Origin of the sequence: Marinobacterium rhizophilum DSM 18822, from assembly GCF_000378045.1 — a bacterium.
GTDB classification, from domain to species: domain Bacteria; phylum Pseudomonadota; class Gammaproteobacteria; order Pseudomonadales; family Balneatricaceae; genus Marinobacterium_A; species Marinobacterium_A rhizophilum.
Genome location: NZ_KB899098.1, coordinates 30,839 through 42,279 on the forward strand (window position 1 = coordinate 30,839; position 11,441 = coordinate 42,279).

The window sequence follows — 11,441 nt, forward strand, 5'->3', positions numbered from 1 at the left end:
TGCTCAGTCCGGCGCACGATCCGGTGACGCCTGCAGCGCCAGCTTCAGCGCACGCTTGTGCGCCCGGCGGCGGCGGAAAAAGTCACTGATGCGCTCACTGCACGCCTGCGCCCTGACCCCACCCGCCACCGCGACACCATGATTCAGCCAGGACTGCTGCAACAGCTGACCATTGCTGACCACCGCGCCCGCCTTGGGCTCGGTCGCACCGAACACCAGCCGGCGAATACGCGCATGCACAATGGCACCGGCACACATGGTGCAGGGCTCAATGGTGACATACAGGTCCGCCCCCACCAGGCGGTAATTGCCGATCGCCGCCGCCGCCTCCCGCAGCGCCATGATTTCGGCGTGGGCGGTTGGATCATGTCCGCTGATAGGCCTGTTCCAGCCACGCCCGACGATCTCGCCGTCCAGCACCACCACGGCACCGACCGGCACCTCATTCAGCGCATCGGCCTGCATCGCCATCAGCAGCGCCTCATCCATCCAGCGCTCGTCAACCTGTTGTTGCTGCTCGTCAACCATACCCTCTCCTGCCGCCGCTCCTGCGCATCCCTGCGCTCGCGGCATACCGTACATCCTGTCCATAAGCCCTGCTTTTGTGCATCCATGCACACGCAGGATAAATACATCCATGTATAAAAAAGCCCGCAGCTGCGGGCTTTTGACTCAGTCAGTTAGCGATCATTCCCACTCGATGGTCGCAGGCGGCTTGCTGGATACATCGTAGGTCACGCGGGAGACCTGCGGGATCTCGTTGATCACGCGGCTTGATACGGTTTCCAGCAGCTCGTAGGGCAGATGCGCCCAGCGCGCGGTCATGAAATCGATGGTTTCCACGGCACGCAGTGCAATAACGTACTCATAGCGGCGACCGTCGCCCACCACACCCACCGACTTCACCGGCAGGAAAACGGCAAAGGCCTGGCTGGTCTTGTGATACCAGCCTGCATTGTGTAGCTCTTCAATGAAGATGGCATCGGCTTCACGCAGGATGTCGGCGTATTCCTTTTTAACTTCACCCAGAATACGCACGCCCAGACCCGGCCCCGGGAAGGGGTGGCGGTAAACCATATCGTAAGGCAGACCCAGTTCCAGACCAATCTTGCGCACTTCGTCCTTGAACAGCTCGCGCAGCGGCTCGACCAGCTCGAACTGCATGTCGTCCGGCAGGCCACCCACGTTGTGGTGTGACTTGATCACGTGCGCCTTGCCTGTCTTTGAGGCAGCAGACTCGATCACGTCCGGATAAATGGTGCCCTGAGCCAGGAAATTGACATCCCTCAGCGTGGTGGCTTCTTCATCGAATACTTCGATAAAGGTGTTGCCGATCAGCTTGCGTTTCTTTTCCGGGTCATTTTCGCCCAGCAGGCGGGACAGGAATTTTTCCTCGGCGTCGGCACGGATAACCCGCACACCCATGTTCTGGGCAAACATGTCCATCACATGATCGCCTTCATTTTTACGCAGCAGACCGTTATCAACAAACACACAGGTCAGCTGATCACCAATCGCCTGATGCAACAGAGCCGCCACCACCGACGAGTCCACGCCGCCCGACAAGCCCAGCAGGACTTTCTGATTTCCAACCTGGGCACGCACCTTTTCAGTCAGGTCAGTGACAATATTGGCCGCCGTCCAAAGACCGTCCGTCTGGCAGATCTCACGCACGAAGCGCTCGAGGATTCGCCCACCCTGCTTGGTGTGTGTCACCTCGGGGTGGAACTGTACGCCGTAGAGATTGCGCTTGGGGTCGCACATGGCGGCCACCGGCGCCGAATCGGTTGATGCGATGATCGCAAAACCTTCCGGCATCTCGGTAACCTTGTCACCGTGGCTCATCCAGACATCCAGAATCAGCGCACCGTTGTTGGCCAGGTGATCCTCAATGCCTTCGAGCAAGCGACTCGGGCTGCTGGCTAAACGGACCTTGGCATAGCCGAATTCGCGTTTGTCAGAGGTTTCAACCTTGCCACCGAGCTGCTCGGCCATGGTCTGCATGCCATAGCAAATACCCAGCACCGGAATCCCCAGATCAAACACGGCCTGGGGGGCACGGGGCGAATCATACTCGGTCACCGATTCCGGACCGCCAGCAAGAATAATACCCTTGGGCGCGAACTCGCGGATGGCCGCTTCGTCCATATCCCAGGGATGGATTTCGCTGTACACACCGATTTCGCGCACCCTGCGCGCTATCAGCTGGGTGTACTGGGAACCGAAATCCAGAATCAGGATGCGTTGTGCGTGAATATCTTGTGTCATTCGACAGTGTCTCCACCGGTTGCCGGGCAACTCATGCGCTAGCAAAAAAAAAATGGAGCGGTCAGTTGCCACCCCATTTATCGGAGATGTTACAAGGCTTAGCCGACGCGGTAGTTCGGCGCTTCCTTGGTAATACTTACATCATGTACATGACTTTCGTTCATGCCGGCACTGGTGATGCGCACAAATTGCGGCACCGTGCGCATGACATCGATACTGGCGCTGCCGGTATAGCCCATGGATGAACGCAAGCCGCCCATCAGCTGATGAACCACACCCGCGACCGGACCCTTGCAGGGGACGCGGCCTTCAATGCCTTCCGGCACGAGTTTCTCGACACCTTCGGAGGCATCCTGGAAGTAGCGATCCGAGGAACCCGAAGTCTGCGCCATGGCACCGAGGGATCCCATGCCACGGTAGGACTTGAATGCCCGCCCCTGGAACAGTTCCACTTCACCCGGCGCTTCATCGGTACCGGCCAGCATGGACCCCACCATGATGCATGACGCACCGGCAGCCACAGCCTTGGCAAGATCGCCGGAGAAGCGCACGCCACCGTCGGCAATAACAGGAATGCCACGCTCGTTCATCACCGCAGCCACATTGGCCACCGCGGTGATCTGCGGCACACCGATGCCCGAAACAATGCGGGTGGTACAAATGGAGCCGGGACCAATGCCTACCTTGACGCCATCGGCACCGGCATCCGCCAGCGCAATGGCCGCCGCCGCCGTGGCAATGTTGCCACCGATGACCTGCACCTGCGGGAAGGTTTTCTTGACCCAGGCAACACGCTCGATCACGCCGCGGGAGTGCCCATGGGCGGTATCGACGATAATCACGTCCACCCCGGCCTCAACCAGCGCAGCAACACGATCAGGCGTATCGACACCGGTACCTACCGCCGCGCCCACAATCAGGCGACCCTGAGAGTCTTTGGCGGCATTGGGGTACGCCTTGGCCTTGTACATGTCCTTGACGGTCATCATGCCGGCCAGCTTGCCGTTATCGTCGACCACCAGAATGCGTTCAATGCGGTGCTTGCGCAGCAGGTTGCGAACCTTGTCCGGATCAGCCCCTTCCTTCACGGTCACCAGACGCTCTTTGGGCGTCATGATGGTGGAGACCTTGGCATCCAGGTACTGTTCGAAGCGCACGTCGCGGCTGGTCACGATTCCCACCAGTTCGCCATCATCCACCACCGGGAAACCGGAGTAGGTCAGACGCTCTGACAGCTCGCGCAGCTCGCCCACGGTCATGTCGGAGTGACAGGTGACCGGGTTATTGACGATGCCGGCTTCGAATTTCTTCACCCGGCGCACTTCGTCAGCCTGCTGCTCAACGGTCAGGTTCTTGTGAATGATGCCGATGCCGCCTTCCTGGGCCATGGTAATCGCCAGACGCGCTTCGGTCACGGTATCCATTGCCGCAGACGCCAACGGAATATTCAGCACGATTTCCCGGGTCAGGCGCGTCTTGAGAGACACGTCCTTTGGCAACACCTCGGAGTAACCGGGCATCAACAGAACGTCATCAAACGTGAGCGCTTCTTCAACGATTCGTAACATTATCAGCAGCCCATAAGTAGCGTGAAAGGAGCATAAAAAATGAAACGCGCAATTATACAGATATTGCCAGCAAAAGTACAAAAACGATTAACCACTGACCAGGTCGAGACCCCGCAGGCGACGGTATCACCGTCACGTTGCCGCCAAAGCACCCGCCATCCCCTGCGACGCCCTATTGCGACTTGTTCTGCGCCTCCTTAAGATGCAGCCATGACGCTTAAAACCCAGACCCACGCCCTCTCTGTTTCCGACCTTAACCGGCAGGTACGATCCCTGCTGGAAAGCTCGTTCATGATGATCCAGGTGCAGGGGGAAATTTCAAATTTCGTGCGCCCCAGTTCAGGCCACTGGTACTTCACCCTCAAGGATGAACGTGCCCAGGTCCGCTGTGCGCTTTTTCGCAACCGCAGCCAGTTCCTGAAATACCGCCCGAAAGACGGCGACCAGGTCATGGTTCGGGCCAAGGTTTCGCTGTATGAAGGCCGGGGCGAATTCCAGCTTATCTGCGACTACATGGAAGAAAGCGGTGTCGGCCAGCTGCAGCAGGCCTTTGAAGACCTCAAGCTGCGCCTCGGCGCCGAGGGATTGTTTGACCCGGCCGGCAAGCTTCCATTGCCGCCCCACCCGCGCCATCTGGGTGTGATCACCTCCCCGACAGGCGCCGCCATCCACGATATTCTCAGCGTATTGAAGCGCCGTTTCCCGGGCCTGCCCGTCACACTATACCCCAGCGCCGTACAGGGGGCAGAAGCGGCCCCATCCATAGTACGGGCGCTGCAGCTGGCCCAGCGTCATGCACAGTGCGATGTGATTATTCTGGGACGCGGCGGCGGCTCCCTTGAGGATCTTTGGCCCTTCAACGAAGAAAGCGTGGCCCGCGCCATCCACGACTGCCGAATACCCATCGTCAGTGCCGTGGGCCATGAGACCGATGTATCGATCAGCGATTTTGTCGCCGACCTGCGTGCGCCCACCCCTTCTGCCGCCGCCGAACTGCTGACGCCTGATCAACGGGAGCTGCAGCTGCGGCTCAACCAGGCCAAAAGGCGCCTGCTCGACCGCATCAGACAGCAGCTTGGCCAGCAGCGGGAACGCCTCGTCGCGTTACAACGCCGGCTGCGCCATCCCGGTGAGCGCCTGCGTGAACGGGCCCAGCGCCTTGATGAACTGGAAATGCGCCTACGCAAAGCCGTGCTGCGCCTGCTACACGAACGACGCAATCGACTGGAACGCCAGCAAGCCCGGCTGGTACAAATACGTCCGCAACGCCAGATCACCCAGTCGCGTCAGCAATTGCTTTCGCTGCGCCAGCAACTCGAACGCCAGATGACTCACCTGCTGCACGACAAACGCCTGCGTAGCGCCGCATTGGCAGGGCAACTCAATGCCGTGAGCCCGCTGGCAACCCTGGAGCGCGGCTATGCCATCGTGCAGGACAGCCAGGGCCGGGTTATCGACGACGCAGCCTTGCTTGAGATCGACGACATGATCGAAACCCGCCTGGCCAGGGGCCGCGTGCAGAGCCGGGTTACCGCCACCATGCTGCCCACACCGCAGCCCAGCGAAGAGATCACCTGATGCCCACGCTGCTGACGGCCCCGCTTTTGCCGGGCTCGGTGCCAGTTACCCTGCGCCTGGCGGCAGCGCACACGCAGCAAGCGCCCGACGAACGCCAGCCAATTGCCCAGGGAATCCTGCGTACCGTCTGACGTAGCATTGGAGCCTCAGCCAAAACAATGCGCGGTCGACCCACTGCTGTTTGTCGACGAGCAATAAAAGCCGGTCTGTGGTAGCCTGCGCGTTTTCAAAATCACAGAACCGACAGGGTCATGCATGTCTGAACTGAAACTGGAAACACTGGAACAACACGCAAGCTACGGCATTGGTCGCCAGATGGGCGATCAGCTCGCTCAGGGCGGCTTTGATGGCCTGGATCTGGATGCAGTCACCAGCGGTATCACGGATGCCTACAACAACCTGGAACTGAGAGTACAGGTTGAAGATATTCAGGCTGCCTTTACCGAGATCAACCGCCGCATTCGCGAGCAGAAAGAAGCCGAAGCCAAGCAGTTCTCCGCAGAAGGCGAAGCTTTCCTGGCCGAAAATGCCAAGCGTGAAGGCGTTACCGTGCTGGAATCCGGCCTGCAGTATGAAGTCATTACCGAAGGCGACGGCGGTGCCAAACCGACCCGTGATTCCAAGGTCCGCACGCACTACCACGGCACCTTTATTGACGGTAATGTCTTTGACAGCTCCTACGAGCGCGGTCAGCCGGCCGAATTCCCGGTCGGCGGCGTTATTGCTGGCTGGACCGAAGCCCTGCAGCTGATGTCCAAAGGCGCCAAGTGGAAACTCTATGTACCGTACAAGCTCGCATACGGCTCCCAGGGTTCACAGGGCAGCATTCCGCCCTACGCGACGCTGGTCTTTGACGTCGAACTGCTGGAAATCCTCTGATCCGGCCAGCCGGCTGATCGAGTTGCGTTACCGCGCTCCCGCCTGGCGGGAGCCATTACCCGCACAACCCGCTCTGGTGCCGAGCCAGAGGCACGGAGCCATCCATGCAACTACATCATCAGATCCAAGGCACGGGCGAACCCCTGCTCATCCTGCACGGCCTGTTCGGCAGCCTCGACAACTGGGGTAGCCAGGCTAAAGCGCTGTCACATGACTACCAGGTTATCAGCGTGGACCTGCGCAACCACGGCCGCTCACCCCACGACAGCGAGATGAACTACGCCATCATGGCGCAGGATCTGATCGAGCTGATGGACTCCCTGGACCTTCCACGGGCCCGCGTTCTGGGACACTCCATGGGCGGCAAGGCAGCCATGCAGCTGGCACTGAACTTTCCGGCACGGGTTGAGCAGCTGATCGTCATCGACATCGCACCGGTGCAGTACCCGCACCACCATGACGATGTTTTCAGGGGACTCTTCGCGGTAGAGCTAAACACCCTGAAATCACGCAGCGACGCCGAGAAGCAGCTGGCACCCTTCGTCAAAGACCCGATGGTACGCGCCTTCCTGCTGCGCAATCTGTACCGCACCGATGCCGGCAGTTTCGCCTGGCGCGTCAATCTCGACACCCTGCATCGCGAGTACGCCAATATCGCCGCGGCACCCACCGGCACTCCGTACATGGGCCCCACGCTCTTTATCAAGGGCGGCAACTCCGACTATATTCAGCCGGAATACCGCGATGCCCTGTTAGCCCTGTTCCCGCACGCGGGGTACAAGGTGATCGACGGCGCCGGCCACTGGCCGCAGGCAGAGAAACCGGCATTAACGACCCGGCTACTCCAGAACTTCCTGCAGAGCTGAACCCTCAGGCCACTGGCACCACTGAGGAACCGAAAAAACCGCACTTGTAACCAGGCTGATCCAAAACTTTCTGCAGGGCTGAATCCTCAGGCCACTGGCACCACTGAGGAACCGAAGAACCGGCGCTTGTAACCAGGCCGGCTCAGAACGTCCTGCGGGGCTAAGCAAACCGGCCACAGGCACCCTCTCAGGGCAGAAAATTCTGTTCTGGCCACATGGCTGATCCGCAGCGTCCCTTGATGCACACGGCTTGATTTAGCCGTCATTACCGAATGCGCAACAGCGCAACACGCGAAACACGGAAAGCCGCCGATACAACCTCATCAGCGTGCTGGATTGGATTTCAATAAAAGCGGGTGTAGATGGGATAGCGGCCTCTGGCCGCGCGTCAGGCGTGGGTATCAATAATAGCGCCAAGAACGTTTTCAACATCGCTCGAGGCGTTCACGTCCGGCACCACCTGGGTACTGGCCGCTTCATGCTGCGCCGACGCCGAGGCCTCAACCACTTCATCGGGCGTGCGGCCGCTGGCCAGTTCAGCCTTGTCCGACCGGCCTGACCCGGTGAGATCGCCGGCCACTTTCTGCACATTGTCGATGCCGCGGTTCAGGCCGAGCAAACCGGACTGTGGCGCTGATGTAACGTTCATGCGTGTGTCTCCCTGGCTGCCTGCGCCGATTCGACCCGGCGCAGGTTACCGCGTCAGTATAGTCCGCTCCCACTTGGCGGGCCAGCCGGGCGCGAACACTCAGGCCGGGCCTGCAGCCAGCAACGATGACACATCGAGACAATCGGCCACTGCCGCAGCGCTCGGCTTCGCCAGGTGCGGCACCTCGCCCAGCAACGGGACCGGGAACAGGCCCTTCAGGGTCGCCAGGTTTTCGTCATAACAGGCCATGCCGGGATCGACACGATTGGCCACCCAGCCCGCAATTCGCAGACCGTCGCGCACAATGGCTTCAGCGCTCAGCAGCGCATGATTGATGCAGCCAAGTTTCATACCGATGACCAGGATCACCGGCGTTTCAAGCAGCTGCGGCACCCTGGACAGCATTTCACGCCCGTTCAGCGGCACCCGCCAGCCACCCGCGCCCTCGATCAGCAACAAATCGGCAGAATGCATCATGCTGCCACGGCACAGCGCCGCAATGCGATCGGCCGACAGCGTGCGTCCGGCCTGGGTCGCCGCGATATGGGGCGCAACCGGCGCCGCCAGTGCAACGGGGTTTACCGAGTCGTAGCCCAGCTTGACCGAGGCGGCCTGCTGCAGCTTCAGCGCGTCGTCGTTGCGCAATCCATCGGCTGTTGCCTCGCACCCGGCGGCAACCGGCTTGAGGCCAATGGTCTTCAGCCCGAGCCGGTTGGCGGCTTCCAGAATGCCGGTTGTCACCAGGGTCTTGCCGGCATCGGTATCGGTGCCGGCGACAAAGTAATTATGCTTGGCCATGGGTTGATAAGTCGCAAGTTGTGAATGGTAAGTCGCGGGTTAGGTGGCGACCCGGTGGGTCATGATCCGGCACCGGCTGGACCGATACTACATTTTTTCGACGTTGAGGTAATAAACCTGATAGGTCGCCGGCAGCAGCCCCTCGGGGTCGCGATGCCGCTCATAGGCTGCCTTGAACGCCTGCACTCGAGCCTTGCCGGTGAGCCCTGCGGGCTGGCCGTGGTTCATATTGTGCGCGCCAATGCCCTTGAGCTCCGATGTCAGCTGGCGCAACTGCGTGTACCGCAACACGCGGTTTTCGGTCGTAAAGGCCCGCAGCCGTAGCGTGGCTGGCAGGTCTGCCAGCAAGTGTTCGCGGCCCACAAAGCGATTGACGTGCATGTCGCCATCCACCTGCGCCCAGGCATCGCGCAACTCATGCAGGGTGTCGGGCCCGAGGGTTGCCCCCACGAAGCGCCCACCGGGACGCAGCACCCGTGCGATCTCGGCAAACAGCCGCTCGGGGCGTTCGCACCACTGTATCGCCAGACTGGAAAAGATCAGGTCCAGACTGTCACTCGCCAACGGCAGTGATTCAGCGTCACCGCACAGCCAGGCGGCATTGGGATCCGGTCGGTGCTCCCGCGCATAGGCCAGCATACCCTGGGCCAAATCCAGGCTCAGCAGTTGACTGGCGGCGAAACGCTGACGTAACAGCGGTGTAAAATAGCCCGTCCCCGACCCCAGATCCAGCACCCGCTCCGGTATGCAATCCGGCGCTGCGACGGCCAGAGATGCCAGCAGCTGATGGCCGATCTGGCGCTGCAATTCGGCCGCGGCGTCGTACGTCTGGGCCGCACGACTGAAAGAGTCAGCGATCCTGTGCTTGTTAAGCAACGCCGCGGCGTTCACAGCCCGGCCCCGACAAACGCAACCAGCTCGTCAACGAACCGGTCCTGATGAGAATAGAACGGCAGATGTCCGGCGCCCTCATAAAGGCGTACCCGGGCCTGGGGTTGCAGCGCCTGCATTCGCTCCAGGATGGTTGCCGGCACCAGATGATCCGACTCGCCAAAGATATGCAGCGCAGGCAGCGCGAGCCCAGCCAGCGTTTCGCGATGATCCTCGGCCAGTAGCATCAGATTGTCGGCCAGACCCGCAGGCTCATGTTCAGCCAGCACTGCTTTCAGCGCCCGCAGAATGTCCCGCGCCCCCTCGCCGCGGCTTTGCAGCAGTGCAAAGCTCGCCAGGGTGCGGGCCGAATCCGTCGCCTGCGCGCTGACAAAGCCATCGAAAATGTCCGCAGCCATGCCGCAGGGCCAGTCTTCCCGTGCAACAAAACAGGGATTGGAGGCCACCGTGACCAGCGCACTCACGCGCTCCGGCGCCTGGCGGGCCGCTTGCGCTGCGACCAGCCCACCGAGCGACCAGCCCAGCCAGATCGCGCTTTCATCCACCTGCTGCAACACTTCGGCAGCAACCGCCTGTACGGTAACGGGCCCCGTCAGCGCGGACGAACGTCCCAGCCCCGGCAGATCGATCAGCAGCGGATCAAAATGCGCCCGCAGGGCCGGCAGCAACGGCTGCCAGACATCGCTGTGCAGGCCCCAGCCATGCAACAGCACCAGCAGCGGACGTCCGGTTCGAGGTCGGCGCTCGACATACAGGCTCATGCATGCGCTCCATGGAGCCCTGATCCGATCACCTGCCCCAGCGCGTCGAGCAGCTCATCCACCTGCGCCTCGCTGTGGCTGGCACTGAGGGTGACCCGCAGACGGGCGCTGCCGGCCGGTACCGTGGGTGGGCGTATGGCACCCACAAAGATACCCCGTGCTTCGAGCCCCGCACTTATGGCCATGGCCGCATCAGCCTCGCCGATCAGAATCGGCTGAATTGGCGTGGGCGAATCCATCAGAGCAAGCCCCAGCTGCTGGCAACCGGCGCGAAAACGCCCAATCAGCGCATTCAAGTGTTCGCGGCGCCAATCGTCACGCTCCAGCAGACGCAAGCTGGCCAGCGAGGCGCAGGCCACCGCAGGCGGCATACTGGTGGTGTAAATATAGGTGCGGGCAAACTGGATCAGGGTTTCAATCAGGGCGCTGGAACCGGCCACGAAAGCACCGGAAGTACCGAACGCCTTGCCCAGGGTGCCGACCAGTACCGGAACCTCGTCCGTCCCCAGGTTAAAGTGATCGACAATACCGCGCCCGCCCCGGCCGATACAGCCAAAGCCGTGGGCATCATCAACCATCAGCCAGCCGCCCTGCGCCCGGGTTGCAGCCGATAGCGCCGGCAACGGTGCCAGATCGCCATCCATGCTGAAGACGCCATCGGTCACCACCAGCTTGCGCCGCCCCTCAGTCCTGGCCAGGCGCTGCTCCAGACTGGCGACATCGTTGTGCAGATAACGCTGAAAGCGCGCACCGCTCAGTAGACCGGCATCAAGCAGGGAGGCATGATTGAGACGGTCCTGGAAAATCGCATCCGCTTTACCCAGCAGACCGTTGATGGCGCCCAGGTTGGCCATATACCCGGTGGAGAACAGCAGCACCCGCTCGCGACCGGTGAACTCGGCCAGGGCCTCCTCCAGCTCATGGTGAGCACGACCATGGCCATTCACCAGATGGGAGGCGCCGCCGCCAACCCCATAGCGCTCGGCACCCTCTCGCAGGGCACGAATCACCTCAGGATGATTGGCAAGGCCCAGATAGTCATTGGAACAGAACGCCAGATAGCGTTTGCCATCGACCTGAACCTCAGGGCCCTGGGGGCTGTCCAGTACGCGGCGTCGACGGTACAGGGCGTCACGTTCGCGCTGATCCAGCGCAGCCTGCAACTGATCGAAGGACATGGAAG

12 protein-coding genes are annotated in these 11,441 nt (G+C 61.2%); 4 read left to right on the top strand and 8 right to left on the bottom strand.

Annotation, left to right across the window (positions count from 1 at the left end; genetic code table 11):
• Positions 1-3 precede the first annotated feature (3 nt).
• From tadA to guaB, 3 genes are all read right to left on the bottom strand, one after another.
• Positions 4-528, bottom strand: a complete 525-nt coding sequence (tadA, locus tag F451_RS0112195; RefSeq protein ID WP_020681652.1) for a tRNA adenosine(34) deaminase TadA — start codon at positions 526-528, stop codon at positions 4-6.
• A 159-nt stretch (positions 529-687) separates the two neighbouring features.
• On the bottom strand, positions 688-2,268 hold the full coding sequence (gene guaA, locus F451_RS0112200) for a glutamine-hydrolyzing GMP synthase (protein WP_020681653.1): 1,581 nt from the start codon (positions 2,266-2,268) through the stop codon (positions 688-690).
• 98 nt (positions 2,269-2,366) lie between these two features.
• Positions 2,367-3,836, bottom strand: a complete 1,470-nt coding sequence (gene guaB, locus F451_RS0112205; protein ID WP_020681654.1) for an IMP dehydrogenase — start codon at positions 3,834-3,836, stop codon at positions 2,367-2,369.
• Positions 3,837-4,046: 210 nt separating this feature from the next.
• On the opposite strand from guaB, the gene xseA reads away from it, so the two are divergent.
• The 4 genes from xseA (at position 4,047) to F451_RS0112225 (ending at position 7,159) form a co-directional block, all read left to right on the top strand.
• Positions 4,047-5,414, top strand: coding sequence for an exodeoxyribonuclease VII large subunit (xseA, locus tag F451_RS0112210; RefSeq protein ID WP_020681655.1), 1,368 nt, complete (start codon positions 4,047-4,049; stop codon positions 5,412-5,414).
• Complete coding sequence (locus F451_RS28610) at positions 5,414-5,545, top strand: hypothetical protein (RefSeq protein WP_020681656.1); 132 nt, start codon at positions 5,414-5,416, stop codon at positions 5,543-5,545. The genes xseA and F451_RS28610 overlap by 1 nt, the downstream gene beginning before the upstream one ends.
• A 124-nt stretch (positions 5,546-5,669) precedes the next feature.
• The gene (locus tag F451_RS0112220) at positions 5,670-6,293 is read left to right on the top strand and encodes a BamJ family beta-barrel-assembly machinery protein (RefSeq protein WP_020681657.1); all 624 of its coding nucleotides are present in this window, start codon (positions 5,670-5,672) and stop codon (positions 6,291-6,293) included.
• 104 nt (positions 6,294-6,397) lie between these two features.
• Positions 6,398-7,159: an alpha/beta fold hydrolase gene (locus F451_RS0112225; protein ID WP_020681658.1), complete on the top strand. Its 762-nt coding sequence runs from the start codon at positions 6,398-6,400 to the stop codon at positions 7,157-7,159.
• A 388-nt stretch (positions 7,160-7,547) separates the two neighbouring features.
• On the opposite strand, the gene F451_RS0112230 is transcribed toward F451_RS0112225, so the two are convergent.
• From F451_RS0112230 to bioF, 5 genes are all read right to left on the bottom strand, one after another.
• Positions 7,548-7,808 (bottom strand): hypothetical protein, encoded by a 261-nt coding sequence (locus F451_RS0112230; RefSeq protein WP_020681659.1) that lies wholly within the window; start codon positions 7,806-7,808, stop codon positions 7,548-7,550.
• A gap of 99 nt (positions 7,809-7,907) precedes the next feature.
• Complete coding sequence (bioD, locus tag F451_RS0112235; protein WP_020681660.1) at positions 7,908-8,606, bottom strand: dethiobiotin synthase; 699 nt, start codon at positions 8,604-8,606, stop codon at positions 7,908-7,910.
• 87 nt (positions 8,607-8,693) lie between these two features.
• A complete protein-coding gene (bioC, locus tag F451_RS0112240) occupies positions 8,694-9,497 on the bottom strand; it encodes a malonyl-ACP O-methyltransferase BioC (RefSeq protein WP_020681661.1) in 804 nt (267 codons plus the stop codon).
• Entirely contained in the window at positions 9,494-10,258 is a 765-nt protein-coding gene (gene bioH / locus F451_RS0112245) for a pimeloyl-ACP methyl ester esterase BioH (protein WP_020681662.1), read from the bottom strand. Before bioH ends, bioC begins: the two co-directional genes overlap by 4 nt.
• Positions 10,255-11,436, bottom strand: a complete 1,182-nt coding sequence (gene bioF, locus F451_RS0112250; RefSeq protein ID WP_020681663.1) for an 8-amino-7-oxononanoate synthase — start codon at positions 11,434-11,436, stop codon at positions 10,255-10,257. The genes bioH and bioF overlap by 4 nt, the downstream gene beginning before the upstream one ends.
• Positions 11,437-11,441 lie beyond the last annotated feature (5 nt).

What these genes read in the sequence shown, in the direction of transcription:
- bioF (WP_020681663.1), bottom strand. Translation starts at nt 11,436, where the DNA reads ATGTCCTTCGATCAGTTGCAGGCTGCGCTGGATCAGCGCGAACGTGAC.
- tadA (WP_020681652.1), bottom strand. Translation starts at nt 528, where the DNA reads ATGGTTGACGAGCAGCAACAACAGGTTGACGAGCGCTGGATGGATGAG.
- guaB (WP_020681654.1), bottom strand. Translation starts at nt 3,836, where the DNA reads ATGTTACGAATCGTTGAAGAAGCGCTCACGTTTGATGACGTTCTGTTG.
- F451_RS0112230 (WP_020681659.1), bottom strand. Translation starts at nt 7,808, where the DNA reads ATGAACGTTACATCAGCGCCACAGTCCGGTTTGCTCGGCCTGAACCGC.
- guaA (WP_020681653.1), bottom strand. Translation starts at nt 2,268, where the DNA reads ATGACACAAGATATTCACGCACAACGCATCCTGATTCTGGATTTCGGT.
- xseA (WP_020681655.1), top strand. Translation starts at nt 4,047, where the DNA reads ATGACGCTTAAAACCCAGACCCACGCCCTCTCTGTTTCCGACCTTAAC.
- F451_RS0112220 (WP_020681657.1), top strand. Translation starts at nt 5,670, where the DNA reads ATGTCTGAACTGAAACTGGAAACACTGGAACAACACGCAAGCTACGGC.
- bioH (WP_020681662.1), bottom strand. Translation starts at nt 10,258, where the DNA reads ATGAGCCTGTATGTCGAGCGCCGACCTCGAACCGGACGTCCGCTGCTG.
- bioD (WP_020681660.1), bottom strand. Translation starts at nt 8,606, where the DNA reads ATGGCCAAGCATAATTACTTTGTCGCCGGCACCGATACCGATGCCGGC.
- F451_RS0112225 (WP_020681658.1), top strand. Translation starts at nt 6,398, where the DNA reads ATGCAACTACATCATCAGATCCAAGGCACGGGCGAACCCCTGCTCATC.
- F451_RS28610 (WP_020681656.1), top strand. Translation starts at nt 5,414, where the DNA reads ATGCCCACGCTGCTGACGGCCCCGCTTTTGCCGGGCTCGGTGCCAGTT.